The sequence below is a fragment of the Pseudonocardia sp. genome (assembly GCF_029263155.1).
Classification (GTDB): domain Bacteria; phylum Actinomycetota; class Actinomycetes; order Mycobacteriales; family Pseudonocardiaceae; genus Pseudonocardia.
The window spans coordinates 1-25544 of record NZ_JAJCYB010000073.1; the positions used below are offsets into that span (position 1 = coordinate 1).

The window sequence follows — 25544 nt, forward strand, 5'->3', positions numbered from 1 at the left end:
GATATTGTGGTAGCCCGTACAGCGACAGATATTGCCTTCGAGCCAGTGGCGGACATCGGCCTCGCTGGGGTCGGAGTTGTGTTTCAGAAGGTCGAGGGCGGACATGATCATGCCAGGTGTGCAGAACCCGCACTGCAGGCCGTGCTCGGCCCGGAACGCGGCCGCGACGGGATGCAGGTCCTCGGGGGAGGGCGAGAGGCCCTCCATCGTCTGCACCGACGACTCGTCGGCCTGCACCGCCAGCATCGTGCAGGACTTCACCGACTCCCCGTCGAGCAGCACGGTGCACGCGCCGCAGGAGGTGGTGTCGCAGCCGATGTTGGTGGCCTTGAGCCCGAGCGTGTCGCGCAGGTAGTGCGCGAGCAGCAGGCGGGGCTCGACGTCGGCGGAGTTCGCCTCGCCGTTCACCGTCATCGCGATCTTCATGCGTTCTCTCCAGACGCGGCGTTGATCGCCGTCCACACCCGCAGCGGGCTGGTCGGCATGTCGATGTGGCGGACGCCGAGGTGCGACACGGCGTCGATGACGGCCGACTGCACCGCCGGGGTGGCCCCGATCGTGCCGGCCTCGCCGATCCCCTTGACGCCCAGCGGGTTGAGGTGTGTCGGGGTGGCCATGTCCAGCAGCGTGAAGCTGGGCAGCTCGGCGGCCGAGGGGAACGCGTAGTCGGCGAACGTGGCCGTCAGGGGGTTGCCGTCGTCGTCGTAGACGACCTCCTCGAGCAGGGCCTGCGAGATGCCCTGGGCGATGCCGCCGTGGCGCTGCCCCTCGCACAGCAGGGGGTTGAGCACGGGGCCCGCGTCGTCGACGGTGACGATCCGGTCGACCACCGCCTTGCCGGACTCGACGTCGACCTCGACGACGGCGACGTGCGCACCGAACGGGAACGACGGCGCTCCGCTGTCGAAGTTCGTGTCGACCTTGAGCGGCTCGGACTCCGCGAGCTGCGCGAGCGTGACACCGGAGTCGGTGCCCTTCACCGCGCCCCGCCCGTCGCCGACCTCCAGGTCGTCGACGTTCGCCTCCAGCAGGTCGGCGGCGCGCTGCTTGGCCAGCTCGACCAGCTCGCCCGCGGCCTGGTGGACCGCGACGCCACCGGTCTGCAGGCTGCGCGAGCCCATCGTGCCGGACCCGCGCGGGATCAGGTCGGTGTCGCCGTGCTTGACCGTGATCTTCGAGATCTCGATGCCGAGGTGCTCGCTCGCGAGCATCGCCCACGCGGTGGCGTGGCCCTGCCCGTGCGGCGACGTGCCGGTGAGCACGGTGACGGTGCCGTCGGGGTGCACCTCGACCGCGGCGTCCTCGGAGAACGCGCCGCCGCCGGTGATCTCGACGAACACCGACACCCCGATGCCCAGCTGCACGACCTCACCGGCATCCCGGCGCCGCTTCTGCTCGGCACGCAGGCCGGCGTAGTCCGCGGCCTCGAGCACCGCGTCCAGGGCCTTCCCGTACTCGCCGGAGTCGTAGGGCGCCCCGCCCTTGGTCGTGAGCGGGAACTGCTCGGGCCGCAGCAGGTTGCGCCGGCGCACCTCCACCGGGTCCTTGCCGATCTCGGCGGCGAACAGGTCCATCGCGCGCTCGATCGCGGCCGTGGCCTCGGGCCGGCCCGCACCGCGGTAGGCCGCGGTGGACGTGGTGGTGGTCACCAGCACCCGGGCGCGCGACTCCACCTTCGGAATGTCGTAGACGCCGGGCGCCATCATCCGCGTGAACATCGGCAGCAGCGCGCCCAGGCGCGGGTAGGCCCCGGCGTCGGCGAGCACGTCGAGGCGGTAGGCGAGCACGTCGCCCTCGCGGTTGCCGCCGATCGTGATCGTCTGGGCCTGCGCACGACCCTGCACCATCCCGGTCATGTTCTCCGAGCGCGTCTCGTTCCAGCGCACCGGGCGACCGGTGTGCCGGGCGAGCCAGGCGACGAGGGCGAACTCGGGGTCCGCGCCGATCTTGGCGCCGAAACCGCCGCCGACGTCGGGCGTGATCACGTGGACGAGGTCGGCGTCGACACCGAGCCAGCCGGCCACCTCACCCTTGGCCGCCTGCGCGGCCTGCGTGGAGCACCAGAGCGTGACCCGCCCGTCCGCACCCCAGACGGCGCTCGCGGCGCGGGTCTCCAGCGACGCCGCGGCGAGGCGCTGGTTGACGATCTCCTTGGTGACGACGACCTCGCAGTCGTCGAACAGGTGCTCGTCGAACTCGTCCTTGAGCCCGAAGCCGTTGGAGGTGTTGGTGCCGACCTCCTCGAACACCAGCACCTCGTCGGTGGCCGCCGCCTTCAGATCGATGACCGCGGGCAACGGGTCGTAGTCGACGGCCACGAGGTCGGCGGCGTCCTGGCCCTGGTAGGCCTCCTCGGTGACGACGGCGACCACCGGCTCGCCGACGAACCGCACCTTCTCGGTGGCGAGCCACGGCCGGACCATGCCCTTGTTCGCGCCCCCGAACAGCAGCGCGGGAGGCAGGTCGACGTCGGCACCGGTGATCACGGCGACGACGCCGGGGGCCGTGCGCGCCTCCTCGACGTCGACCGCGGTGATCCGCGCGTGGGCCAGCGGCGATCGCACCAGCGTCAGGTGCAGCGCACCGGAGAGCCGCTCGTCGGTGAGGTCGTCGGTGTAGGTGGCCCCCCGCGAGAGGAACAGCGGATCCTCGGTGCGGACCACGCGCGTGCCCATGATGCTCATGAATTCTCCCTCGCTGCGACACACGTGGATCGGGGTGCACGGGTCGCCTGGCTCGTCGTCGGCGAGCGTAACCCGCGACCGCCGGGCCCGCCCTGTCGCGCACACCCGTGCCCACGGCGGGCGCGCAGCGCCTGCGTCGCTACCCGCCCGCCCACCACGGACGGACGGCCCACAGCGGCGACACCGGACCGTGCCCGGCTCCGAGCGGGTAGGAGTGCCGGACGGCCTCGGTGATGTAGCGCTTGCCGAACGCCACGGCGCCGGGAACGGGCAGGCCACGGGCCAGCCCGCAGGCGATGGCCGAGGCCATCGAGTCGCCGCCGCCGTGGGTGTGGATGGTGTCGAAGCGCGGGCCGGGCAGTTCGGTGAAGGTGTGGCCGTCGTAGAGCAGGTCGACGCAGCCGTCCTCGCTCATGTGCCCGCCCTTGACCAGCACGTGGCGCGGCCCGAGCGCGTGCAGCACCGTCGCGGCGTCGCGCTGGCCCGCGCGGTCGTGCACGTCGACGCCGACGAGCAGGCGCACCTCGTCGAGGTTGGGGGTGACGAGCGTCGCGCGCGGGAACAGCAGGTTCCGGTAGGCGTCGAGCGCGTCGCCCGCGAGCAGCGGGTCGCCGTGCATGGACGCGGCCACCGGGTCGACGACGAGCGGGATCCGCTCCCCGATGCCGACCCGGTCGCACGCCTCGGCGACGGCCTCGATGATCTCCCGCCCGGCGAGCATCCCGGTCTTGGCCGCGTCGAGCCCGATGTCGGTGGCGACCGAGACGATCTGCGCGGCGACCGTCTCCGGCGGCACCGTGTGCACGCCGGTGACGCCCACCGAGTTCTGCACGGTGACCGCGGTGACGGCCACGCAGCCGTGGGCGCCGCAGGCCGCCATCGTGCGCAGGTCCGCGGCCACCCCCGCGCCGCCGCCGGAGTCGGTGCCGGCGATCGTCAGCACCCGCGGCGGGGTGACACCGATGGTGTCGTGCACGTCCACCTCCGTCAGCCGGCATTGCCCGGACTGGTTCGACGGTCGGCGGCCGCATCCCGCCACGCCCTCTCAGCCCGCAGCGCGCGAGCTCCCGATTGTGATCTCGACCGTAGCCGCCCGGCGGCGGACGGGGAAGGCGTGTTGGATCGGGGCCATGCCACTTGACGGAGAGTACGAACTGAGCCCCACCGGCTGGGTCCGCGACCAGACCGAGAAGATCCTCGAGACCGGCACCACCGACAGCGTCGACATCAAGGGCCGCCCGGTGATCCTGCTGACGACGCGCGGCGCGAAGACCGGCAAGCTGCGCAAGGTGCCGCTGATGCGGGTGGAGCACGAGGGCACCTACGCCGTGGTCGCGTCGCTGGGCGGTGCACCCCAGCACCCCGTCTGGTACTTCAACGTGCGGGCCGAGCCGCACGTCGAGCTGCAGGACGGCACGGTGACCAACGACTACACCGCGCGCGAGGTCACCGGTGAGGAGAAGGCGCTGTGGTGGAAGCGCGCCGTCGCCACCTATGCCGACTACGAGGACTACCAGCGCAAGACCGAACGCGAGATCCCGGTGTTCGTGCTGGAGCCGCGCGGGGCCTGATCGGTCGTCCCCGGGCCGTTCCCGCCGTGTCGGCGGCGGGACGGCCCGGTCCCGTCGGGGTCGGGTGCCACACTGGGATGGTGACGCTGCAGCCGGTCGCCCCACCACATCCCCTCACCGTGGCCGAGTACCTCGCCATCGGGGAGATCGAGCCGGGCTACTCCGAGCTGGTCGAGGGGCGGTTGGTCATGTGCGCGAGCCCGGTGTTCGATCACCAGGATTTCCTGTTCGAGCTCCACTCCCAGGTCAGGTCCCAGCTGCCTCCCGGCCTGGTCGCGGCCCAGGACCTCGATCTCGACCTCCAGCTCGTCCCGGCCGACGGGCCGGGCACGGTCCGCCGGCCAGACCTCGTCGTGGCGACGCGGGAGGCGCAGCTGCGCCTGCGCCGCGAGGGCGGCGTGCTGCGAGCGTCCGAGGTCGTCCTGGTCGTCGAGGTCGTCTCGCCGAGCTCGGTGCGCACCGACCACGTCGTCAAGCGCGGGGAGTACGCCGACGCCGGCATCCCGCACTACTGGATCGTCGACCTGGACGACCCGGTGTCCCTGATCGCCTGCCACCTCGCCGGTGACTTCGGCTACCGCGACGGCGGTGCGGTGACCGGGCTCTTCTCGCCCACCGCACCCTTCGCCGTCGAGATCGACCTCGATCCGCCGGCGCCGACCGGGCCGTGAGCGCGCACGGTGCTGGAGTGCTACGCACTCACGAGACGTCCTCGGCGTGCTCGGTCGACGGGTCCCAGCTCAGCCCGGGCGCGCCCCAGCCGTTGCGGCGCAGGGCCTTCTTCGCCGCGCGGGCGTTGCGACCCACGAGCCGGTCGACGTAGATCACCCCGTCGAGGTGGTCGACCTCGTGCTGCAGGCAGCGGGCCAGGAACCCGCGGCCTTCCACCTCCACCGGTTCCCCGTCGGCGTCGGCGCCGGTGACCTTCGCCCACTCGGCGCGCCCGGTCGGGAACGACTCCGCGGGTACCGACAGGCAGCCCTCCTCGTCGTCCTCGGGATCGGGCATGCCCTCGGGGCGCTGCGAGGTCTCCAGCACCGGGTTGACCACGACGCCGCGCACGCGGGTGCGCAGCGTCTCGTCCGGGCAGTCGTAGACGAACACCCGGCGGTCCACGCCGATCTGGTTGGCCGCGAGCCCGACACCCTCGGCCGCCGCCATCGTGTCGAACATGTCGCCGACCAGCGCCTTCAGCTCCTCGTCGAACGTCTCGACGCGGCGGGTCGCGGTGTGCAGGACGGGATCACCGATGATGCGGATGGGTCGGACGGCCACGGTCGAGGAGCATATTTCCCACTCTTCTGTGGCGCGTCCCTGACCCGGTCCTGTCGGTGCCCCGTGGTCTAATGGCCGCCGTGAATGACACATGTGTCATTCAGTTCGAGCGAGGCTGCGAGGAGCGTGATGGAGTCCGCCACCGAACCTAGTGGAGTGTCCACTACGGGCAGGAAGGTCCGCGGGCTGGACCGCCGGGACCACGAGATCCTCGCCTTCGAGGGCCAGTGGTGGAAGTACGCGGGCGCGAAGGAACAGGCGATCCGTGAGCTGTTCGACATGTCGGCCACCCGCTACTACCAGGTGCTCAACGCGCTGGTGGACCGGCCGGAGGCGCTGGAGGCCGATCCCCTGCTCGTCAAGCGGCTGCGCAGGCTGCGCGCCAGCAGGCAGCGCACCCGTGCGGCGCGTCGGCTGGGCATCGAACCCTGGTGACGACACCATGATCCGCAGTTCGCACTGACCGACATCCGGAGGACGCCGTGACCGCACCCGCCCCGTCCGGCGGCCCGTCGCCACTTCGGGTGGGCGGGCTCGCCCTGCTCGGGGTGGGCGCGGTCGCCGGCATCATCGGCCTGGCCACGCTCGCCACCGGCGGGGACGGAAGCGGCTCCAGCGCCGCCCCGTCGACGTCGATCAGCGCGTCGCCCGACGCCGGGTCCGGATTCACCCCGACCGACGGGGCGACGCCCCCGACCGACGACACCGCCCCCGGCGACACCGCGTCCGACGGCGCCGCGCCGGGCGCCGACCCCGGTGACGGCGGCGTCCCCATCCCCTCGTTCGGCCCCGCGCCGACCGGTGGGATCGGCGCTCCGGAGCAGAGTGGCGGGGGTACGGGCGGTTCCGGGGGCTCGAGCGGTTCCGGGGGCTCGGGGATCGACTCCGGCCGCGGCGGCGCCGAGGACGTCCGCATGCCGCTGCGCGTCTACAACAACAGCACGATCACCGGGCTCGCCGCCCGCGGCGCGGCCGACTTCGAGGCCGCCGGCTGGACCGTCACCGAGATCGGCGGCTACAACGGCCTCATCCCCGTGTCCACCGTGTACTACCGCGAGGGCACCGCCGAGAAGGACGCCGCCGACTTCCTCGCGAAGGCGTTCGACCTGCGCTCCAAGCCCCGCTTCGAGGGCATCGAGGACGCCAGCCCCGGCGTGATCGTCATCCTGACGAAGGACTACCAGGGCGCCTGACGCCGGTCAGTCGTCCGGGGAGTCGGCCGAGTCCGGGGAGTCCGGGGAGACCGGGCTGTCCGGGGAGACCGGGGAGTCCGGCGTGATCGGGGAGGTCGCGGACTGCGGGCTGTCGAACGGCGATCCGGCCGAGTCGAACGGGCTCTCGAACGGCGAGTCCGCGGACTCCGGCGACATGTCGACCGCTGCGGGGGCGAGCGGGACGGGGGCGGCCGCGGCGTCGGCCGCGGACACCGCGACCGGGCGCGGCGTCTCGCTCTGCGCGCCGTCGTCGCCCGCGAGTGCGATGCCGGCGCCGGCCAGGCCGAGGCCACTGATGGCGACGCCGAGGGTGACGATCTTCCAGGGGGCGGGTCGGGATGTCATGTCCGGCTCCAGGTTCTGTCGGTGTGCTCACGTCCTCCAGGTTCGCCACGGCAGGTGAGCACACCGGGAGAGGCCGATGAGGAGGTTCACAGGTCCGGCACGCCGGCGAGCCACCGCTCGGCGAGCGCGACCCGCCACTCGCTGTGGTCCGCCCATCCCGGCTGCTGGACCCGGAAGGGACCGGTCGCCAGGCCGAGCACCGCAGCGGCGACGCGGGGACGCAGCTGTGCCCTGGCGAACCGGCGCTCCGCGTGCGCCAGCAGCTCCGCACCCCAGCTGCGGGCCGGCCCGCCGAGTACGGACAGGTGGGCCAGCAGGGTCGCCCAGTCGTCGATGCGCCTCCCGCCGCCCGCGGTGTCGACGTCGAGCAGCGCGGTCACGCGCCCGCCCTCGGCGTGGAGCTGCGACTCGTAGAAGTCGCCGTGCACGGCGACCGTGGGGTGGTCCCCGCGGTCGGCGACGGCGAGCCGCTCCACCAGCGCGTCGAGCCGGGCGGTGCAGCCGGTGTGCGAGGTCAGCGCGAGGACGTCGGCGAAGTGCCGGGCACGGTCGAGATGGCCGCCGGGCGCGCTCCGCCGGGTCGGCAGGTCGACGAGCGCCGGGGGCAGCCGGTCGAGGAGCGCATCGAGCTCGGGGCCGCCGGGAGGCGCGCCGCCCTCGGACAGCAGGGCGCGCACGGGGGTGCCCGCCGCGGCGGGCAGCACCACGAGGCCACCCCCGGTGGCGGCGAGGACCGGCGGAACGGGAAGCACCGGCGCGAGCAGGTCGTGGCGGACGCGCAGCGCGTCGACCGCAGCGGGCCGCACGACCTTGCAGAACAGGCGGGTGCACTCGCCGGTCACCTCGAGCACGGCGCGCCGCCCGGGCCGGTAGGCGCGCACCCGCACCCGCGCCACCCCCCGGTGCGGCAGGCCGGCCGCATCGAGGGCCGCTGCCAGCAGGTGCGGGTCGGTCGCCGTCGCCAGCGCCGGCAGCGCCGGATCCTGGGGCCAGCGCCACAACCCCACCTCCACCGGCTCGCCACCGACCTCCCCGGCGACGACGGCCGCGCCGTCCGGGATGCGCGAACCGGTGGTGGCCGCGAGCGTCTCCGTGCTCGTGGTGCCGTCGGCGCGGTCGACGGTCGCGGTGTACTGGACGACGGTGGCCCCGGTGGGCTGCACCCCCACCGTCGCGACCCGCAGCGCACGCAGCCGCCCGCCGACGCCGTGCAGCGCGACCTGGATCAGCTCGCCCGCGCCGGGGCCGAGCAGCAGAGCGAGAGAGGCGGGCCAGCGGGGGTCGAGCATCGGCACGGAGAACACCGGTCCAGGTTCGCCCGCGCGGTGCCGCCCGGGCATGAGACCGGGATGAGAGGGCGCTCATCGCGGCACGGGCCGGCCCCGGGCCCGTCGACGTCACGTGGTCGGGGCGTGCTCAGCGGCGGCGCTGCTCCGCGTACGCCGCCAGCTCGGCCAGCTGCCCCGGGTCCAGCGAGGCCGGGACGACGGCCCGGGCCGAGGCGATGTGCCCCGCCGTGACCTCGGCCGCGTCACGTGACTCGCGCATCGCCGTCAACGCCGCCTCGCGCAGCACCGCGGAGCAGTCGGCCGCGCTGTAGCCGTCCAGCTCCGCACCGATCACATCGAGGTCGACGTCGCCGGCCAGCGGGGTGTTGCGGCTCGCCGCGCGCAGGATGTCGGCACGGGCGGCCGCGTCCGGCGGCGGCACGTAGACCAGGCGCTCCAGGCGCCCGGGACGCAGCAGCGCGGGATCGATCAATTCGGGCCGGTTGGTGGCGCCGACGACGATCACGTCGCGCAGCGGCTCGGCGCCGTCGAGCTCGGTGAGCAGGGCGGCGACCACGCGGTCGGCGACGCCGGAGTCGGTGGACTGCCCGCGGCGCGGAGCGAGCGCGTCCACCTCGTCGAGGAAGACCAGCGCGGGTGCGGCGTCGGCGGCCCGGCGGAACAGCTCGCGCACGGCCCGCTCGGACTCGCCGACGTACTTGTCGAGCAGCTCGGCACCCTTCACCGACAGCACGTTGAGCTGCCCGGTACCGGCCAGCGCGCGCAGCAGGAACGTCTTGCCGCACCCGGGCGGTCCGTAGACGAGCACGCCGCGCGGCGGGTCGACACCCAGCCGCGCGAACGAGTCCGGGTACTGCAACGGCCACAGCACGGCCTCGGTGAGCGCCTGCTTGACCTCGACCATGTCCCCGACCTGGTCGAGGGTGATCCCGCCGGTCTGCAGCGTGTCCGACGAGGACATCGAGATCGGCCGCACCGACCCGACGGCGTCGAGCAGGTCGGCCTGGCCGATCTCCTCGGCCCCGCGCAGCGCGGCACGCACGGCCGCCTCCCGGCGCACGGCGGTGAGGTCGGCGACCACGAACCCGGGCGTGCGTTCGGCGACGGCGCGCAGGTCCACCCCCTCCACCATCGGCACCGACGCCAGCAACCTGCGCAGCAGCTCGGTGCGTACGCGAAGGTCGGGCAGGGCCAGTCCCAGCTCGCGGTCGGCGAGATCGGGCGCGCGCAGCCGCGGGTCCACCGACTCTGGGGCGGCGGTGGTGGCGACCAGCGCGAGCCCGGGTGTGGACAGGGCGTCGCGCAGCACGTCGAGCACGAGCGTGGACAGCGGCGGCGGGGCCGCCGCGGGCAGCAGGGCGTCGACGTCGGTGACCAGGAGCACCACGCGTTCACCGCCCCGGGCCGCCGCCCGGGCCGCACCGACGACATCGTGCACCCGCTCCGACGCCGCCGCCAGCGCCACCGCCGCGGGTGCCGCCAGCTCGACGCAGCGCGCGCCCACGGCCGCGGCGACGCTGTGCACCAGCGTCGCCTTCCCCACCCCCTCCGGCCCCACGAGCAGCACCCCGAGCCGGGCCGAGCCGCCGAGGCGGGCGAGCAGCTCGGGCCGGTCGAGGCTCAGCTCCAGCCACTCGAGCAGCCTGCGGGCGGGCTCGGTGTTGCCGACGAGATCCGCCACCGGCACGGGCGGCTCCACCGGAGTCATCTGCGCCGCAGCGGGCGCGGACCCGGGTGCGGCGGACCCGGGTGCGGCGGGTCCGGGCCCGGGGCGCACCGGCCGCGGCTCCGGAAGCGGGACCGCCGTGGGATCGTGCGGTGCGTCGGCCGTGCTCGCGCCGTCCCGCCACCCGACGACGCTGCTCGGCCGCACCGCGACGGCTCCGGACGGCTCGACCGCGACCACCGTCAGCAGCTCGGTGGTCCACGACCCGCCCAACGCCCCGGCCACCCGCCTGCGGGCGTCGGAGACGTCCAGACCGGCCACGGGCCCGAGGTCCTGAGGGCGAAGCGACACCGCGTCCCCGCTGGTCAGGACCTTGCCGAGCAGCGCGAGCCGCAGCGTCTCCGGCGTGACGGACGCCCGGGCCAGCTGCGACCCGGTGACCAGCACGCGGCGCGCCGGTCGCACACCGGCCACGGCCACCACCACCTCGGCCCCGTCGGTGAGTCCCGCGTTCGACAGCGTCACGTCGTCGAGGGTGGCCTGCCCCGGCGGCCCGTCGCCCGGTGCCGCGAGGGCGGTGGTGACCCGCGCACCGGTCAGCGTGACGGCATCCCACGAACGCAGGCCGAGGGCGTCGAGCACCTCCGGGTGCAGTCGCACCACCCCCCGCCGGGCGTCGGCGGCGGTGGCGGCGAGCCGGGCCACGAGCGCGATCTCAGGCGACGTCACGCGATCACGCTATCCACCGCCCGCCGGTCACCGGCGGCGACCGCCGGGTCCCGCCGCGCCCTCCCGGCTGATGCCGACCAGGGCCGTCGTGGCGATCCCGGCGCGCCGGGCGCCCTCCGCGACGAGCAGGGCGAGCCAGCCGAGGGCGTCCGGCGTCCATTCCGGCAGGTCCGCGTCGAACTCGACCGGGTGCCGGGAGGGCCCCATCCACATGTCCCCGACCAGCGGCGGCTGCGGCGCGTCGACCGTCGGGGCGATGCGCACGGGCCCCGTCACCCGGAAGGGGCCGGTGCGGAGGGCCGCCATCCCCTCGAGCAGGTCCTTCGCACGGCGCCGTCCGATGTCGTTCGAGCCGGTGTCGACCGTGACGGTCGCCGCCGTCCGGGCGGCTGGATCCGCTGCGTGGAACGGGTTCAGGCCGGCTTCGAGCCGACCGGCCGACGGGCCGGCGAGCTGCAGCGGCACGAGGAACTGGACGCCATCGGCCGCCACGTCGCCGATCCGGGCGACGGCGTCCCACGAGCATGTGGCGAGCGGCTGCAGCGGGAGCGGCCGGGGCCCGCCCGCGCGGTGGGTCGGCAGGCCCACCTGGAACCAGGCGAGCCGGGTCGTTGCACCGCCCGCCCGGTCCTGCCCCGCGTCGTTCATCCCCCACAGGCCGTCGTCATCCCCGGGGCCGGAGGACGACCATCCCATCGCCTCGGCGCCGGCGGCGAAGAGGCTGTACATGTCCTCCTCGGCCCAGTCCGGGGACAACCAGGGGTGCCGCACGATGCGCCCGTACCAACCGATCATCAGCGTGGCATCGACGATCTTGTCCCGGTCCGAGGCGGCGTCACCCATCTCAGGCGCCGCAGGAGAGCAGGCGCGGGGGTGTGACGGCGACGTTCGAGCTGTCCGCGTAGCCGACCAGATCGACGTCGATGACACTGCGCCAGTTCACCTGGAGCGAGTTGGCACACAGGTATCGGGCGTTGGCCCGGTTGGCCGAGCCACCACCGGGCTTGACCCGCTTCCTTCCCGGGGGCCCGACGTCCACCCAGTTGCCGTTGTTGAGGACCTGCAGCTGAACGGTCACGTCCGCCAGCTCTGCGTCGCTCGACCCCCGGAGCCACCACCCGTGACCGGAAGCGGTCGGCGGCGGCGTCCTGGAGAGATGCACGTTGTCGCCCCGGGTGTCGAAGACCCTGTCCTGCACCGCGTCCGCCGCCGCCGCGCCGGGAAGGCACAGCAGCAGGGCACAGACGACCGGCACCGCCCAGACGACCCGCCGAGTCCGCGAGTTGATCATTCCTCGGACGCTAGCGGGGTCACCGACCGACTCACAAGATCTGGATCGGGGGCGGACGGTGGGTGTCGCCGTCAGCGGCGGCGGCGCAGGCCCAGCCGCAGCCGGTTGCGCGGGGGTTGCGGAGCGGGGCCGGGGGCGCGGCGGGGTGGAGGGCCGTCGTCGCCGAGCCGCCGGACGGCCCCGGCCACGGCCCGCGCGCGGCCGGCGACCGCGCTGGCCCGGCCCGCCACGCGTCGGCGCAGCGGCGGGCGCAGCCCCAGCCTGCGGGCCGAGCGCGCGGCGCGGGCGACGGCGCGCCGCTCCCGCATCGGCACGTCCCATGCCTCCGGATGCCGCGACAGCCACCGGTACCGGTACACCGTGTACGGCAGCGCCGCGAGGTAGAGCACGCCGACGACGGCGAGCGTCAGGTAGGGCACGGTCACCAGTACCGCCGCCAGCAGCCCGACGAGCACGAGCAGCGGGGCGACGAAGCGCGGCCCCACCCGGGCCGTCTTGAACGACAGCGTCGGCAGCCTGCTCACCATGAGGCCGGCGGCGAGCAGCATGCTCAGCGCGACCACGACCGCCGAGGACCACCAGCCCGCGCCGAAGTGCAGGAACAGGTAGAGCGGGATCCCGGCCAGCAGGGCGGCGGCCGGGGCCGGCACCCCGACGAAGAACTCCTTGGTGAACGGGTAGGGATCCTCCGCGTCGAGCAGGGTGTTGAACCGGGCGAGCCGCAGCGCCATGCACACCGCGTACACCAGTGCGACGACCCATGCGAAGCGCCCGGCGCCCCCGTCCACCAGGCCGACCTGCCAGACGTAGAGCACCAGCGCGGGGGACACCCCGAACGAGACGAGATCGGCGAGCGAGTCGAGCTCGGCGCCGATGCGGGTGCTGGCGTCGAGCAGCCGGGCGAGGCGCCCGTCGAGCGCATCGCACAGGGCGGCGACACCGACGGCCAGCACCGCCAGCTCGAACCGCCCGCCGAGCGCGAAGTACACCGACGAGAGGCCCGCGCTCAGCGCGACCACGGTGACCGCGTTGGGCAGCAGCCGGACGCCGACGGGGTAGGGAGCCGGCACCCGCTCAGCCCTCCCGGGGCGGGGCGGCCGGCAGGGTCGCCAGCACCGTCTCGCCGCCGATCGTCCGTTGCCCGACCGCCACCTCGACCCGGCTGCCGGCGGGCAGGTACACGTCCACGCGGGAGCCGAAGCGGATCAGCCCGTAGGTCTCCCCCGCGGCCACCTCGGCACCCGGCGCCACGTCGCAGACGATGCGGCGCGCGAGCAGTCCGGCGATCTGGACGATCCCGATGCGGTGCCCGTCCGCGGTCTCCAGCAGCACGGCGTTGCGCTCGTTGTCCTCGCTGGCCTTGTCCAGGTCGGCGGAGAGGAAGGTGCCGGGCGTGTAGCGCACCTCGAGCACCCGGCCGTCGGCGGGGATGCGCTGCGTGTGCACGTCGAGCACGGACAGGAACACGCTCACCCGCGACACGGTGCCCGCCGGCAGGGCGAGCTCGGGCGGGGGCGCGACATCGGACACCGTGGCGACCGTGCCGTCCGCTGCGGCGAGCACCACGCCGGTGCGCGGCGGCGGCACCCGGCGCGGATTGCGGAAGAACGCCGCGGTGGCGGCGGTGGCGAGCAGCCCCGGGCCGGTGCCGCGGCCGGTGACGGCGCGGAGCACCCCCGCGCCGAGCGCGACCGTGGCCACGAGCGGGCGGCCGCCCGGATGCATCGGCGGGATCGCGTCCCGGATCAACCCGGCGACGTGGCGGGGGGAGAACCCGGAGGGCGTGGGGGGCGGCGCGGACATGGGGTGCGTTCTCGACTTCTTCGCTGCGGCGTGGCGACCCGGGATGGCCGTCGCGGCGGCTACGGTACGCGACGGACGGGACACAAAAGGGCCGGGGCCGCCATCCCCCGAGACGACGACCCCGGCCGTGGAACCGCTCGTCCGCTCCCCAGCGACGGGCGGTAGGCCCTTTGCACCGCACCCGTCGAGTACCCGGGTACAGGGAAAGTATCCCTGAGCATGCGATCGATCGTCCAGGTCGCGGAGAGATGAAGACCGCGATGTGCACCGATCGGCCGAACGTTCACCGGTATGACGTTCCCGAGGCTCCGTTTGTTGCATCACTTGACTGTGATCTGTACCACATCGGAGCGCGTCGGTCACCCGTCCAGCAGCCAGACCTCCACGGGGGACCCCTCCTCCAGCTCCGTCACCTCGGACGGCACCACGACCAGGCACTCCGCCCTGGCGAGCGCCGCGAGCAGGTGCGAGGCCGGATCCCCCACCTCGGCGACGGTGCCGCGGACCGCGTCCAGCACCCCTCGGCGGAACTGGCGTCGCCCCGCGGGCGAGATCCAGCGCTCACCCAGCGTGGCCGTGACCACCGGGCGATCGGGGTGTGGGTGCCCCATGGCGGCCCGCAGCGCCGGCCGCACGAACACCTCGAACGACACCTGTGAGCTGACCGGATTGCCGGGCAACGTCACCACGGCGACCCCGCCGAGCGCGTCGATCCGGCCGGCGCCCTGGGGCCCGCCGGGCTGCATCCCGACCTTGACGAACTCCACGCCGCGCCCGGTGAACGCGTCCTTGACCACCTCGTACGCCCCGGCGCTCACACCGCCGGAGGTGAGCACGAGATCGACACCGGCGATCTGCTCCCCGAGTCGGGCCAGGAACTCCTCGACGTCGTCGGGCACGTAGCGCAGCAGCCGCGCCTGCGCGCCCGCCTCCTCGACCGCCGCGGCCAGCATCGGCCCGTTCGACTCGTAGATCTGTCCGGGCCGCAGGGGCGTGCCGGGCGCCACGAGCTCGGAACCGGTGGACAGCACCAGCACGACGGGCCGGCGCCGCACCTCCAGCTCCGCGTACCCCACCGCGGCGGCCACCCCGATCTGGGCGGCCTGCAGCACGGTGCCCCCGGCCACCACCACGCTGCCGGCACCCACGTCCTCGCCCACCGAGCGCACGTGCGTGCCGGGGGCCGGGGCGTGCCGCAGCGACACCCGGTCGGTGCCGCCGTCGGTGCGCTCCACCGGAACGACGGCGTCGGCGCCCGCGGGCATCGGGGCGCCGGTCATGATCCGGTGCGCGGTACCCGGCTCCAACGGTGGGACGTCGGTGCGTCCGGCCGGGATGTCGGCGGCCACCGGCAGCACCACCGGCGACTCCTCCGAGGCCCCGGTGACGTCCCCGGCCCGCACGGCGTACCCGTCCATCGCGGAGTTGTCGAACGACGGCAGCGAGATCGGGGCGACCAGGTCGTGGGCCAACACCCGCCCGCGCGCTCGGGACAGCGGCACCACCTCGCCCGGCTGCGTGTCGATCAGTGCGGCGACGGCGGCGCGATGCTCTTCGACAGAACGGGTCACCGCTCCATCCTGCCCGCCCCCACCTGCCTTGCAGTCGACCGGGGCGAGTGCTAGAACGGCGTTGGCACTCGACACGGTAGAGTGCCAGACGTCGGGCCGGTGAGATCGGCGCAGGGTTGTCGGTCGTCCGTCGCGGGCGCCACCCGGCGAACAGATTTTTTTCGTGTCATCCCAATCGGAGGACCACACCCCCATGGCGAAGATGATCGCTTTCGACGAGGAGGCGCGGCGCGGGCTCGAGCGCGGCATGAACGTCCTCGCCGACGCCGTCCGTGTGACGCTCGGCCCGCGTGGCCGCAACGTCGTCCTGGAGAAGAAGTGGGGCGCGCCCACCATCACCAACGATGGTGTGTCGATCGCCAAGGAGATCGAGCTCGAGGACCCGTGGGAGAAGATCGGGGCCGAGCTCGTCAAGGAAGTTGCCAAGAAGACCGACGACGTCGCGGGTGACGGCACCACCACCGCCACCGTGCTCGCCCAGGCGATGGTCCGCGAGGGCCTGCGCAACGTGGCGGCCGGCGCGAACCCGATGGCGCTCAAGCGTGGCATCGAGAAGGCGGTCGAGGCCGTCTCGCAGCAGCTGCTCAAGACCGCCAAGGAGGTCGAGACCAAGGAGCAGATCGCGGCCACCGCCTCGATCTCCGCCGCCGACGCCTCGATCGGCGAGCTCATCGCCGAGGCGATGGACAAGGTCGGCAAGGAAGGCGTCATCACGGTCGAGGAGAGCCAGACCTTCGGTCTGGAGCTCGAGCTCACCGAGGGCATGCGGTTCGACAAGGGCTACATCTCGCCCTACTTCGTCACCGACGCCGAGCGCATGGAGGCCGAGCTGGAGGACCCCTACATCCTCCTGGTCTCCTCCAAGATCTCCACGGTGAAGGACCTGCTCCCGCTGCTGGAGAAGGTCATGCAGGGCGGCAAGCCGCTCGCCATCATCTCCGAGGACGTCGAGGGCGAGGCCCTGGCCACGCTCGTCGTCAACAAGATCCGTGGCACCTTCAAGTCCGTCGCCGTCAAGGCGCCCGGCTTCGGTGACCGCCGCGAGGCGATGCTGGCCGACATGGCCATCCTCACCGGTGGCGAGGTCATCTCGGAGAAGGTCGGCCTCAAGCTGGAGAACGCCGACCTGTCGCTGCTGGGCTCGGCCCGCAAGGTCGTCGTGTCCAAGGACGAGACCACCATCGTCGACGGTGCCGGCGACGCCGACCAGATCGCCGGTCGGGTCAGCCAGATCCGCAACGAGATCGAGAAGACCGACTCCGACTACGACCGCGAGAAGCTGCAGGAGCGCCTGGCGAAGCTCGCCGGCGGTGTTGCGGTCATCAAGGCCGGAGCCGCGACCGAGGTCGAGCTCAAGGAGCGCAAGCACCGCATCGAGGACGCCGTGCGCAACGCGAAGGCGGCCGTCGAGGAGGGCATCGTCGCCGGTGGCGGCGTGGCGCTCATCCAGGCCGGTGCCGGCCTGTTCGAGGGCCTCGGTCTCGACGGTGACGAGGCCACCGGTGCGAACATCGTCAAGGTCGCGCTGGAGGCTCCGCTCAAGCAGATCGCCGTCAACGCCGGCCTCGAGGGCGGCGTCGTGGCGGAGAAGGTGCGTGGCCTGCAGGCCGGGCACGGTCTCAACGCGGCCACCGGCGAGTACATCGACCTGATCGAGGCCGGGATCATCGACCCGGCCAAGGTGACGCGCTCGGCGCTGCAGAACGCGGCCTCGATCGCGGCCCTGTTCCTCACCACCGAGGCGGTCATCGCCGACAAGCCGGAGAAGAACGGCGGCGGCGGCGGGGGCGACCCCACCGGCGGCATGGGTGGCATGGGCGGCATGGACTTCTGAGTCCACCGCTCCACCCGCACGTCCACGCAGGGGCGGTACCCGTTTCGCCGGGTACCGCCCCTGCGGCGTGCGACCGGTGATCAGGATCGGGGTGCAGCGCCGGGCAGCCGGACCGCAACCACCGACAGCAGGTCCCCGAGCCCGCGGAAGTCGGCCGGGTTCGTGGTGAACAGCGGTAGCTCGTGGGTGATGGCCACCGAGGCGATCATCAGGTCCGCCGTTCGCCGCCGGGGCGATCGACCGGCCGCGACGACACCGGCCGCGACGCGCCCGTAGGTCCGGGCGGCGTCGGCGTCGAAGGGGATCGGGTCGAACTCGTTCTCGGCGCGCTGCAGTACATCGAGCCGGCGGGCCCGCTCGGCCAGCTCCTGGTAGTGGTCCTGCTCGTTGTCCCGTCTGACCAGGTGCGGCCCTGCCGACAGCTCCGCGAGCGTGATGGTGCAGATGGCCATCTCGGCCGGAAGATCGGCGGCGTCGATCCACCGTCGCAGGATCACGATGTTCGTGTCGAGCAGGCCCTGGACGAGCTCAACGGGCATACGGATCGTCCATGCCCTGCTCGAGGGCGGCGTCCTGATCCGCTCGGAACGCCTGGATGTCCATGGCCGGCGCGACGCGGGACATCGCGGCGAACTCTTCCCGGGGGACGAAGCGCCGCCGTCGACGCAGGGGGATCAGCTCGCCGATCTGGCGCCCGTCCCTGGTGACCACGAAGCCCTGACCGCCTTCGACGGCGTCCATGATCTCCTTGGATCGACTGCGGAGGTCGCGCTGCGTGATCTCGGGCTGGGCGCTCATGCTCCGATGCTACCCGCCTGGCTCACCCGGTGCTACCGGGTAGCACGCCTGTTCAGGGCATTGATCCAGTCCGGGAGGCGCGGCGGCCCCCGCGAGCACCTCCCGGCCGAGCGGTCACCCGCGTCCGTCCTCCGGCACGAGGATCCAGGCCGCGACGTAGAGCACGGCCCCGACGCCCGCGCCGAAGACGGTGAGCAGCACGAGCGCGATGCGCAGCAGGGCCGGATCGATGTCGAGGTGCCGTCCCGCGCCGCCGCAGACGCCCGCGATCATGCGGTCGGAGCGGCTGCGCGTGAGGGGGTGGCGGGTGGTCGGGAGGGTGCTGGGCTCGTGAGGTTCCATGCCGTCCAGCGTGCGCCGACCCTGCCTCCGGGACCTCCGGGACGCCCCTGAGGGCGTCCCCGAGAAATGCCGGACGGCGCCTCGGTGACCGGGAAGCCGGTGGTCACCGCGACGCCGTCCGTCCTTGCGGGTCGGTCCTACTGCTGCTGCTGCGGAGCCACGTAGCTCTCCGCCTCGGGAGCCGTGAACGGCTCGACGACCTGCAGCAGCCCGCCCGGCGTCGACGCGTCGGCCTGCGCGATGTACACCGAGCGGCTCGGCGGCGCTCCGGCCTCCGAGTAGTTCAGCTCGCTCGCCACCAGGTCCTCGGTGGTGATCGCCTCGCTGGCCAGGAACGTGTCGTGCACGCCCGCCCGGGTCAGGTCGCCGGCCTCACAGGCCTGCTCGAGGATCTGCTGCCAGATCAGTCCACCCGCGTAGCCGTAGGGCACGCCCGCGCTCGCCGTGGCGTCCGGGTAGGCCTCGTTGAACGCGGTCGCGACCTCCTGCGCCTTGGGCACGTCGGCCGAGAACGGCACCGAGCTGGCCGCGACGTAGAGGTTGCCGACGGTGTCGGCGGCCGGGCCTGCGAGGTTGGTGCCCGGGTCGAACGTGGGGTTGTTGCCCAGCACGGGAACGTCCAGGCCGAGCGCGGTGGCGGCGTTGAGCACCGACGCGGTCTGGGCGGGCGAGGTGGTCAGCAGGATCGCCGTCACACCCTGGCCCTGGAACCCGGTGACGATGTTGGTCATGTCGGTGTCGGTGGCCGCGATCTGCGCCGGCGCCACCGTCATGCCGTGCTGCTCGGCGTAGGTGGTGGACCCGAGGAAGCCGTTGTCCCCGTACTCGCCGCCGATGTAGATGTGCCCGACGGTGTCACCGTCGTTGATCAGACCCTGGTCCTGCAGGTACCGCATCCCGTTGATCATCTCGAGGTCGTAGGTGGTGCCCGGGATGATCTGGTAGGGGTTGTCCAGGATGAACGAGGACCAGGACAGGGCCAGCGAGGTGACCTCGTCGGTCTCCAGGTTGCCACGCAGCGCCGCGTTGATCGGTGACCCGAGCAGCTGCAGGTAGCCGAGGATCTCCGGCTGCTGTGTCCGGTACTGGGTGGTGGCGATGTCGGCCTTGTAGCCGCTGTCGGCGATGTTCAGCTCGATCTGCCGCCCGCAGATGCCGCCCGCGGCGTTGACCTCGTCCGCCCAGATCTGGTTGCCCTGGATCAGGTTCGTCCCCAGGTTCCGGAACGGGCCCGAGGTGTCACCGAGCACGCCCAGCGTGATCGTGTCCGCCGTGACGCCGACGTCGGTCGCCACCTCCCCGCCCGCCGCGTCGCCGGGGGCAGCGGCGTCGGGTGCCCGCGTGCTGCAGCCGGCCAGGGCCACGGTCGCCAGCAGGGCGACCGACGCGGCCACCTGCTTCGCTCGACGTTGAGTCATGATCCGTCCTCTCGGGGGGGTGCCGGCCTGCGCGCGGGCGCGCCGACCTGATTCGGGGTGAAACGCCTGCCGAGCGACCCGCTCAGCCTGCGGCCGATGGCGGCCAGCCCGCCGGGTTCGAACAGCACGACGAGGATGACCGCGATGCCGTAGACGTAGAGCCCGATGACCGTCGGGGACACGCCGGAGAGCGTGTCGCCCAGGCCGAGCTCCGCGGCGTAGATCGTGAGGATCTGGCCGGTGCCGAACACGATCATCGCGCCGACGACGGCGCCGGGGATGGAGCCGAGCCCACCGATGATCGCCATCGCGAGGAAGGCGATCGACTGGTTGAGCCCGTAGGTGCCGAACTCGCTCTCGTCCGGCTTGAGCAGCCCGTACCAGAGCACGATCATCACGCCGGCCAGCCCGGCGTAGGCGGCGCTGACGGCGAACGCGCCGGCCTTGGCGCGCAGCACGTCGACACCCATGACGGCGGCCGCGGCCTCGTTGTCGCGCACCGCCCGCCAGGACCGTCCGACCCTGCTGTTGACCGCACCTCTGGCGAGCACGTAGGAGATGACGGTCAGGACGAGGAACAGGTACCAGAGCCGCTCGGACTGCCGGAACGGAACACCCAGCACCGCGAGGTAGCCCTCGTTGGAGAAGGAGAACCCGAACAGGGAGAACGGCTCGGGGTTGCGACCGCTCGCCGCGCCGCCGGTCAGCTCGGGCGCCGCCTGTCCGAGGAAGAAGCCCAGGAACACCAGCGCCAGCGACGCGACGCCGAGGTAGATGCCCCGCAGCCGCCCGGCGACCGGCGCGAACGCCAGCCCGAACAGGCCGCTGACGATCACCGCCCCGATCAGCGCGATCTCCGTGGGCCAGCCCAGCCCGACGAGGCTGATCGCCCCGCGCTGCTCCGGCTCGCCGGACAGCACCGCGTAGGTCGTGCCGCCGACCAGCAGGAAGAACGCGTGGGCCAGCGAGAGCATCCCGGCCTGGCCGATCACCATCGTGAGGCCGATCGCCCCCACCGCGCCGATCATCATGTACTGGCCGGCCGACTGCAGACCGGGCCCGATGTAGAGCGGGAGCGCCAGCAGCACGACCAGCAGCACGACCCAGCCGGCGATGCGGAGCAGTCGACCACGGTCGCGACCACCCCGGGCCGAGGGAGCGGGCGGATCGGCGGGGGGCGTGCCCGTGCGGGAGGCCGCGCCGACGGATGTGGGCGTCTCAGACACGTTGCAGCTCCCTCGTGCCGAACAACCCGGACGGGCGGACGACGAGCACCACGAGCATCACCAGGAACACCGCCACCTTCGCGAACGGGATCGAGATGTAGATCTCGGACAGGGCCTGCGTCAGCCCGACGATCACCCCGCCGACCACCGCACCCGCGGTGGAGTCCAGACCACCGATGACCGCCGCCGGGAACGCCGCGAACGCGATCGCGTGGGTGCCGCGCGAGAGCCCGGAGCCGGAGAAGTCCTGCGTCACGATGAACATCACCGCCACCCCGGCGAGCGCTCCCGCGACCAGCCAGGCCGTGGCCGTGACCCGGGAGCTGCGGATGCCCATCAGCGCCGCGGCCTCGCGGTTCTCGGCCTGGGCCCGCATCGCGATGCCCCAGTTGGAGTACCGGAAGGCCAGGAAGAAGGCCGTGATCAGCACCAGCCCCACGATCAGCGCCACGAGCTGGGTGGAGAACAGCGTGACCGTGCCGAACTGGATCGGGTTGGCGTCCCACGGCGCCCCGAGGAACGGCACCGAGGTGCCCAGGCGCCGGAAGATGTCCTCGACCACCACCACGTCGACGCCGATCGTGAGCAGGGCCAGCGCGTTGTGGTCGGCGTTGCGGCTGCGGGAGAGCAGCACCCGCTCGATGATCAGTGCCGCCAGCGCCGCGGAGACGATGCCCAGCGTGGCGGCGAGCGGGAACCCCAGCGTCGGCACCGTCACCGCGACGACGTAGCCGCCGATCAGGGCGAGCGAGCCGTGCGCGAAGTTGATGACCTCGGTGGCCTTGAAGATGACCACGAAGCCCAGAGCGAGCAGCGCGTACACCGCGCCCTTGCCCAGGCCGTTGACGACCAGCTGCAGGAAGGTGTCCATCAGCTCTCCTCCCCCGCACCCAGGTAGGCCCGGATCACCTCGGGGTTCTCCCGCACCGCGGCGGGCTCGCCGTCGGCGATCAACTTGCCGAAGTCGAGGACGCTGACCCGGTCCGCGATGCTCATCACCAGTCCCATGTCGTGTTCCACCAGCAGGATCGAGATGCCCAGCGCATCGCGCAGGCTACGGATCGTCAGCGCGATCTCCGCGGTCTCCACGGCGTTCAGACCGGCCGCGGGCTCGTCGAGCAGCAGCACCGTGGGCTCGACGGCCAGCGCGCGGGCGATGTCGACGAGCTTCGCCACTCCGTAGGGCAGCGCCGAGACCGGCTCGTGCAGGCGCCGCCCGATCCCGAGGAACTCGCAGATCTCGGTGGCCCGCTCGACGTGGCGGCGCTCCTGGCGCACCATCCAGGGCGCGCGCACCCCCGCCGCGAGGAAGCCGCCGCTCATCAGGGTGTGCCGGCCGAGCATCACGTTGTCGAGCACGGTGGAGCCGAGCGAGAGCGCGATGTTCTGGAACGAGCGCCCGATGCCCAGGCGGGCGAGCCGGTTGGGCTTCATGCCGGTGAGCTGGGTGTCGCCGAGGTGCACCGAGCCCTCGGTGGGCTTGTACACCCCGCAGATGACGTTGAAGCAGCTCGACTTGCCCGCGCCGTTCGGCCCGATCAGAGCGTGGATGGTGCCCGGCTGCATCGTGAACGAGACGTCGTCGAGCGCGCGGATGCCGCCGAAACGCAGGCTGACCGACTCGACCCGCAGCGCGGGGACGTCGGTGCGCGTGTCGGTGTCCGCGGTCATGCGCCCCACCTCGACAGCTTGCGGATCCCGGCGCGGTGCGCCGCGGCCTCCCGGGCCTCCACCTCCGCGGTCTCCTCGGACTCGGCGTGCCCGCCCAGGTAGAGCCGCTGCACGTCGTCGCTGGCGGCGAGCTCGGCCGCCGGCCCGGACAGCGCCACCCGTCCGACCTCCAGTGCCACCGCGTGATCGGCCACCTGCAGCGCCATCGTGGCGTTCTGCTCGACCAGCACCACCGCCGTGCCCTGCGCGTGGATCTCGCGGATGACCCCGGCGATGCGGCCGACCATCTGGGGAGCGAGCCCGAGGGAGGGCTCGTCGAGCAGCAGCAGCTGCGGCCCCGACATGAGGGCCCGGCCGATGGCGAGCATCTGCTGCTCGCCGCCCGACAGCAGGCCGGCCCGCTGCGTGACCCGGTCGGCGAGGATGGGGAACAGCTCGTCGACCCGCTCCCGGGCGGCCGTCCGCTCGGCGGCCGACTTCGCACCGAGACCACCGGCGCGCAGGTTCTCCTCCACCGTCATCCGCGCGAACACCTGCCGGCCCTCCGGCACACCGACGACGCCGCGGCGCACGATCAGTGCCGGGTCCAGCCGGTCGATGCGCTCGCCCTCGAACGTCACCTCGCCCGCGGTGATCGCACCGCGGTGCAGCTTCAGGGTCCCGGACACGGCGCGCAGCAGCGTGGACTTGCCCGCGCCGTTCCCGCCCAGTACCGCCAGCACCCCGTCGCCCGCAACCTCCAGACTCACGTCCTCCAGCGCCCGCACGGAGCGCCCGTACCGCACCGACAGTCCGCGAACCGTCAGCACTGCTGCACCTGCACCGACATGCGGCCCCCTTGCCCTCGTCACGGCCCCGACGGACCGGCGGGCACATCGTGTGGGGCGTCACTCCGCACAGGCACCCCCACGTGGAGAGGGGTACGGCCAATAGTTGACCGTCCGTTATCTCCCGTGGGCCCGGACAGCACTCTGGGGAGTGGTCCGCTCGCCGTGCGTCAGGCGGCGGCGTCGAGCTCGTCCACCGACTCGGGGTCGAGCACGAGCTCCGCCGCCGAGGCGTTCTCCTCGACGTGCGCGACCGACGACGTGCCGGGGATCGGTAGCATCACCGACGAGCGGCGCAGCAGCCAGGCCAGAACCACCTGCGCGGTGGTGGCCCCGACCCGCTCGGCGATCTCCACGACGGGTCCGCCGGGCTCCGCGAGCCGGCCCGCCGCGAGCGGGAACCACGGCAGGAAGCCGATCCCGTGCTCGGTGCAGTGCCGCAGCACCGTGTCACTCGTCCGGTCGACGAGGTTGTAGCGGTTCTGCACCGTGGCCACGTCGACGACGCGGCCGGCCTGCTCGATCTCCTCCACCGTCACCTCGGAGAGTCCGACCGCTCCGATCTTGCCCTCGGCCTGCAACGCCGCGAGCACGCCGAACTGCTCGTCGGCGGGCACGGCCGGGTCGAGTCGGTGCAGCTGGAACAGGTCGATCCGCTCGACGTGCAGGCGGCGCAGCGACAGCTCGCACTGCTGACGCAGGTACTCCGGACGCCCGCACGGGTGCCACTGCCCCGGACCGGTGCGCAGCAGCCCGGCCTTGGTCGCGATCGTCAGCCCCCGGTACGGGTGCAGCGCCGTGTGCAGGAGCTCCTCGGCGACCGCGGGCCCGTAGGAGTCGGCGGTGTCGAACAGTTCGGTGCCCAGCTCGGCCGCCCGCCGCAGCACCGCGACGGCCGCAGCGGGATCGGCGGGCGGGCCCCACACCCCGGGCCCGGTGAGCTGCATCGTGCCGAACCCGAGCCGGTGCACGCCCGGCCCGGCCCCGAGGGCGAAGCGACCGGATGCGGCCACGGGGCGGTGTCGGTGAGGGATTGCCACGCCGCCAGCGTGCACCTCGGCCCACTCCCGGTCAGTCGATCGTGACCGGCGCCTCCCGAGGTGTGGCGCGACGTTGCCGGACCCCGTCCCGAGGGCTAGCGTTCCGGGGTGTCGAAGATCGGTTCCCCGAAGATCGTCCCCCTGCCCGATGCGGTGGCGGAGCTGGTGCACGACGGCGACACCGTGGCCCTGGAGGGCTTCACGCACCTCATCCCGTTCGCCGCCGGGCACGAGATCATCCGCCAGCGCCGCCGCGACCTCACGCTGGTCCGCATGACCCCCGACCTGGTGTACGACCAGCTCATCGGCGCGGGCTGCGTGGCGAGACTGGTGTTCTCCTGGGGCGGCAACCCCGGTGTCGGATCGCTGCACCGCATGCGCGACGCGCTCGCCACCGGCTGGCCCGCGCCGCTGGAGATCGAGGAGCACAGCCACGCGGGCATGGCCAACCGCTACGTCGCGGGCGCGTCCGGGCTGCCCTTCGCGGTGCTGCGCGGCTACGCGGGCACCGACCTGCCGCTGCACACCGACACCATCGCCACGGTCACCTGCCCGTTCACCGGCGAGGAGCTCGCCGCGGTCAGCGCGCTGAACCCGGACGTCACCGTGATCCACGCGCAACGCGCCGACCGGGCGGGCAACGTGCAGCTGTGGGGCATCCTCGGCGTCCAGAAGGAGGCGGTGCTCGCGGCGAAGCGGGCGATCGTCACCGTCGAGGAGATCGTCGACGAGCTCACCCCCGTTCCCGGCTCGGTGGTGCTGCCGGCCTGGGTGATCGCGGCGGTGTCGGTGGCCCCCCGCGGTGCCGCGCCGTCCTACGCGCACGGGTACTACGACCGGGACAACGCCGCGTACCAGGCCTGGGACAAGATCAGCCGGGACCGCGGGGCGTTCACCGGCTGGCTCGAGAGCCTGGAGGGGAAGTGACCGGCGCCGAGGTCGGCTGGACC

27 protein-coding genes are annotated in these 25544 nt (G+C 73.1%); 6 read left to right on the top strand and 21 right to left on the bottom strand.

The annotated features are described in order from the left end of the window. The 3 genes from Q1K26_RS14115 to thiD form a co-directional block, all read right to left on the bottom strand. Window positions 1-426, bottom strand: a 426-nt coding sequence (locus Q1K26_RS14115) for a (2Fe-2S)-binding protein (RefSeq protein WP_300011870.1), incomplete at its 3' end; no start/stop codon positions are given. Next, the gene (locus Q1K26_RS14120; RefSeq protein ID WP_300011873.1) at window positions 423-2684 is read right to left on the bottom strand and encodes a xanthine dehydrogenase family protein molybdopterin-binding subunit; all 2262 of its coding nucleotides are present in this window, start codon (window positions 2682-2684) and stop codon (window positions 423-425) included. The genes Q1K26_RS14120 and Q1K26_RS14115, both read right to left, overlap by 4 nt. Window positions 2685-2823: 139 nt before the next feature. Continuing rightward, on the bottom strand, window positions 2824-3660 hold the full coding sequence (gene thiD, locus Q1K26_RS14125; RefSeq protein WP_300011876.1) for a bifunctional hydroxymethylpyrimidine kinase/phosphomethylpyrimidine kinase: 837 nt from the start codon (window positions 3658-3660) through the stop codon (window positions 2824-2826). A 154-nt stretch (window positions 3661-3814) separates the two neighbouring features. Here thiD and Q1K26_RS14130 point away from each other — a divergent pair, with 154 nt between their 5' ends. Both Q1K26_RS14130 and Q1K26_RS14135 read left to right on the top strand, forming a co-directional pair. After that, on the top strand, window positions 3815-4255 hold the full coding sequence (locus tag Q1K26_RS14130) for a nitroreductase family deazaflavin-dependent oxidoreductase (protein WP_300011879.1): 441 nt from the start codon (window positions 3815-3817) through the stop codon (window positions 4253-4255). Window positions 4256-4335: 80 nt separating this feature from the next. Then, on the top strand, window positions 4336-4926 hold the full coding sequence (locus Q1K26_RS14135; RefSeq protein WP_300011882.1) for a Uma2 family endonuclease: 591 nt from the start codon (window positions 4336-4338) through the stop codon (window positions 4924-4926). A gap of 28 nt (window positions 4927-4954) precedes the next feature. On the opposite strand, the gene Q1K26_RS14140 is transcribed toward Q1K26_RS14135, so the two are convergent. Beyond that, window positions 4955-5530, bottom strand: a complete 576-nt coding sequence (locus Q1K26_RS14140) for a peptide deformylase (RefSeq protein WP_300011885.1) — start codon at window positions 5528-5530, stop codon at window positions 4955-4957. 129 nt (window positions 5531-5659) lie between these two features. Here Q1K26_RS14140 and Q1K26_RS14145 point away from each other — a divergent pair, with 129 nt between their 5' ends. Continuing rightward, entirely contained in the window at window positions 5660-5965 is a 306-nt protein-coding gene (locus Q1K26_RS14145) for a DUF3263 domain-containing protein (protein ID WP_300011888.1), read from the top strand. Window positions 5966-6012: 47 nt separating this feature from the next. Beyond that, window positions 6013-6723 carry a LytR C-terminal domain-containing protein gene (locus tag Q1K26_RS14150; protein WP_300011891.1) on the top strand — a complete coding sequence of 237 codons (711 nt, stop codon included), beginning with the start codon at window positions 6013-6015 and terminating at the stop codon, window positions 6721-6723. 6 nt (window positions 6724-6729) lie between these two features. Here the strand turns inward: Q1K26_RS14150 and Q1K26_RS14155 are convergent, their stop codons facing one another. The 8 genes from Q1K26_RS14155 to glp form a co-directional block, all read right to left on the bottom strand. Continuing rightward, window positions 6730-7089 carry a hypothetical protein gene (locus Q1K26_RS14155; RefSeq protein WP_300011893.1) on the bottom strand — a complete coding sequence of 120 codons (360 nt, stop codon included), beginning with the start codon at window positions 7087-7089 and terminating at the stop codon, window positions 6730-6732. Window positions 7090-7175: 86 nt separating this feature from the next. Then, on the bottom strand, window positions 7176-8393 hold the full coding sequence (locus Q1K26_RS14160) for an aminoglycoside phosphotransferase family protein (protein WP_300011896.1): 1218 nt from the start codon (window positions 8391-8393) through the stop codon (window positions 7176-7178). Window positions 8394-8505: 112 nt separating this feature from the next. Beyond that, the gene (locus Q1K26_RS14165) at window positions 8506-10773 is read right to left on the bottom strand and encodes an AAA family ATPase (protein WP_300011899.1); all 2268 of its coding nucleotides are present in this window, start codon (window positions 10771-10773) and stop codon (window positions 8506-8508) included. 27 nt (window positions 10774-10800) lie between these two features. Then, a complete protein-coding gene (locus tag Q1K26_RS14170) occupies window positions 10801-11616 on the bottom strand; it encodes a hypothetical protein (RefSeq protein ID WP_300011902.1) in 816 nt (271 codons plus the stop codon). Window position 11617: 1 nt separating this feature from the next. Beyond that, window positions 11618-12064: a hypothetical protein gene (locus tag Q1K26_RS14175; protein ID WP_300011905.1), complete on the bottom strand. Its 447-nt coding sequence runs from the start codon at window positions 12062-12064 to the stop codon at window positions 11618-11620. Window positions 12065-12135: 71 nt separating this feature from the next. Then, window positions 12136-13134 (bottom strand): phosphatidylcholine/phosphatidylserine synthase, encoded by a 999-nt coding sequence (locus Q1K26_RS14180; protein WP_300011908.1) that lies wholly within the window; start codon window positions 13132-13134, stop codon window positions 12136-12138. 4 nt (window positions 13135-13138) lie between these two features. Continuing rightward, complete coding sequence (locus tag Q1K26_RS14185) at window positions 13139-13867, bottom strand: phosphatidylserine decarboxylase (RefSeq protein ID WP_300011911.1); 729 nt, start codon at window positions 13865-13867, stop codon at window positions 13139-13141. Between the two features lie 359 nt (window positions 13868-14226). After that, the gene (gene glp / locus Q1K26_RS14190; RefSeq protein WP_300011914.1) at window positions 14227-15438 is read right to left on the bottom strand and encodes a gephyrin-like molybdotransferase Glp; all 1212 of its coding nucleotides are present in this window, start codon (window positions 15436-15438) and stop codon (window positions 14227-14229) included. Window positions 15439-15631: 193 nt separating this feature from the next. Between glp and groL the strand changes: the two genes are divergently transcribed. Further along, window positions 15632-17272 carry a chaperonin GroEL gene (gene groL, locus Q1K26_RS14195; protein WP_300011917.1) on the top strand — a complete coding sequence of 547 codons (1641 nt, stop codon included), beginning with the start codon at window positions 15632-15634 and terminating at the stop codon, window positions 17270-17272. Window positions 17273-17352: 80 nt separating this feature from the next. Here the strand turns inward: groL and Q1K26_RS14200 are convergent, their stop codons facing one another. From Q1K26_RS14200 to Q1K26_RS14240, 9 genes are all read right to left on the bottom strand, one after another. Beyond that, on the bottom strand, window positions 17353-17811 hold the full coding sequence (locus Q1K26_RS14200) for a type II toxin-antitoxin system VapC family toxin (protein WP_300011920.1): 459 nt from the start codon (window positions 17809-17811) through the stop codon (window positions 17353-17355). After that, complete coding sequence (locus tag Q1K26_RS14205) at window positions 17801-18070, bottom strand: prevent-host-death protein (protein WP_300011924.1); 270 nt, start codon at window positions 18068-18070, stop codon at window positions 17801-17803. Before Q1K26_RS14205 ends, Q1K26_RS14200 begins: the two co-directional genes overlap by 11 nt. A 114-nt stretch (window positions 18071-18184) precedes the next feature. Continuing rightward, window positions 18185-18412: a PspC domain-containing protein gene (locus Q1K26_RS14210; RefSeq protein WP_300011927.1), complete on the bottom strand. Its 228-nt coding sequence runs from the start codon at window positions 18410-18412 to the stop codon at window positions 18185-18187. A gap of 137 nt (window positions 18413-18549) precedes the next feature. Next, a complete protein-coding gene (locus Q1K26_RS14215) occupies window positions 18550-19830 on the bottom strand; it encodes an ABC transporter substrate-binding protein (RefSeq protein WP_300011930.1) in 1281 nt (426 codons plus the stop codon). Then, window positions 19827-20954: a branched-chain amino acid ABC transporter permease gene (locus tag Q1K26_RS14220; protein WP_300012106.1), complete on the bottom strand. Its 1128-nt coding sequence runs from the start codon at window positions 20952-20954 to the stop codon at window positions 19827-19829. The genes Q1K26_RS14215 and Q1K26_RS14220 overlap by 4 nt, the downstream gene beginning before the upstream one ends. 94 nt (window positions 20955-21048) lie before the next feature. Then, on the bottom strand, window positions 21049-21927 hold the full coding sequence (locus tag Q1K26_RS14225) for a branched-chain amino acid ABC transporter permease (protein ID WP_300011933.1): 879 nt from the start codon (window positions 21925-21927) through the stop codon (window positions 21049-21051). After that, a complete protein-coding gene (locus Q1K26_RS14230; protein WP_300011936.1) occupies window positions 21927-22727 on the bottom strand; it encodes an ABC transporter ATP-binding protein in 801 nt (266 codons plus the stop codon). Before Q1K26_RS14230 ends, Q1K26_RS14225 begins: the two co-directional genes overlap by 1 nt. Next, window positions 22724-23536 carry an ABC transporter ATP-binding protein gene (locus Q1K26_RS14235; RefSeq protein WP_300011939.1) on the bottom strand — a complete coding sequence of 271 codons (813 nt, stop codon included), beginning with the start codon at window positions 23534-23536 and terminating at the stop codon, window positions 22724-22726. Before Q1K26_RS14235 ends, Q1K26_RS14230 begins: the two co-directional genes overlap by 4 nt. Window positions 23537-23724: 188 nt before the next feature. Further along, the gene (locus Q1K26_RS14240; protein ID WP_300011942.1) at window positions 23725-24567 is read right to left on the bottom strand and encodes an aldo/keto reductase; all 843 of its coding nucleotides are present in this window, start codon (window positions 24565-24567) and stop codon (window positions 23725-23727) included. A gap of 144 nt (window positions 24568-24711) precedes the next feature. Between Q1K26_RS14240 and Q1K26_RS14245 the strand changes: the two genes are divergently transcribed. Then, window positions 24712-25521, top strand: a complete 810-nt coding sequence (locus Q1K26_RS14245; protein WP_300012109.1) for a CoA-transferase — start codon at window positions 24712-24714, stop codon at window positions 25519-25521. Window positions 25522-25544 lie beyond the last annotated feature (23 nt).

Excerpts from the sequence above, each read along its gene's own strand:
- Q1K26_RS14130 (WP_300011879.1), top strand. The coding sequence starts at position 3,815 with ATGCCACTTGACGGAGAGTACGAACTGAGCCCCACCGGCTGGGTCCGC.
- Q1K26_RS14215 (WP_300011930.1), bottom strand. The coding sequence starts at position 19,830 with ATGACTCAACGTCGAGCGAAGCAGGTGGCCGCGTCGGTCGCCCTGCTG.
- Q1K26_RS14155 (WP_300011893.1), bottom strand. The coding sequence starts at position 7,089 with ATGACATCCCGACCCGCCCCCTGGAAGATCGTCACCCTCGGCGTCGCC.
- Q1K26_RS14175 (WP_300011905.1), bottom strand. The coding sequence starts at position 12,064 with ATGATCAACTCGCGGACTCGGCGGGTCGTCTGGGCGGTGCCGGTCGTC.
- Q1K26_RS14185 (WP_300011911.1), bottom strand. The coding sequence starts at position 13,867 with ATGTCCGCGCCGCCCCCCACGCCCTCCGGGTTCTCCCCCCGCCACGTC.
- Q1K26_RS14200 (WP_300011920.1), bottom strand. The coding sequence starts at position 17,811 with ATGCCCGTTGAGCTCGTCCAGGGCCTGCTCGACACGAACATCGTGATC.
- Q1K26_RS14120 (WP_300011873.1), bottom strand. The coding sequence starts at position 2,684 with ATGAGCATCATGGGCACGCGCGTGGTCCGCACCGAGGATCCGCTGTTC.
- Q1K26_RS14225 (WP_300011933.1), bottom strand. The coding sequence starts at position 21,927 with ATGGACACCTTCCTGCAGCTGGTCGTCAACGGCCTGGGCAAGGGCGCG.
- groL (WP_300011917.1), top strand. The coding sequence starts at position 15,632 with ATGGCGAAGATGATCGCTTTCGACGAGGAGGCGCGGCGCGGGCTCGAG.
- Q1K26_RS14145 (WP_300011888.1), top strand. The coding sequence starts at position 5,660 with ATGGAGTCCGCCACCGAACCTAGTGGAGTGTCCACTACGGGCAGGAAG.
- Q1K26_RS14170 (WP_300011902.1), bottom strand. The coding sequence starts at position 11,616 with ATGGGTGACGCCGCCTCGGACCGGGACAAGATCGTCGATGCCACGCTG.
- Q1K26_RS14210 (WP_300011927.1), bottom strand. The coding sequence starts at position 18,412 with ATGGAACCTCACGAGCCCAGCACCCTCCCGACCACCCGCCACCCCCTC.
- Q1K26_RS14230 (WP_300011936.1), bottom strand. The coding sequence starts at position 22,727 with ATGACCGCGGACACCGACACGCGCACCGACGTCCCCGCGCTGCGGGTC.
- Q1K26_RS14205 (WP_300011924.1), bottom strand. The coding sequence starts at position 18,070 with ATGAGCGCCCAGCCCGAGATCACGCAGCGCGACCTCCGCAGTCGATCC.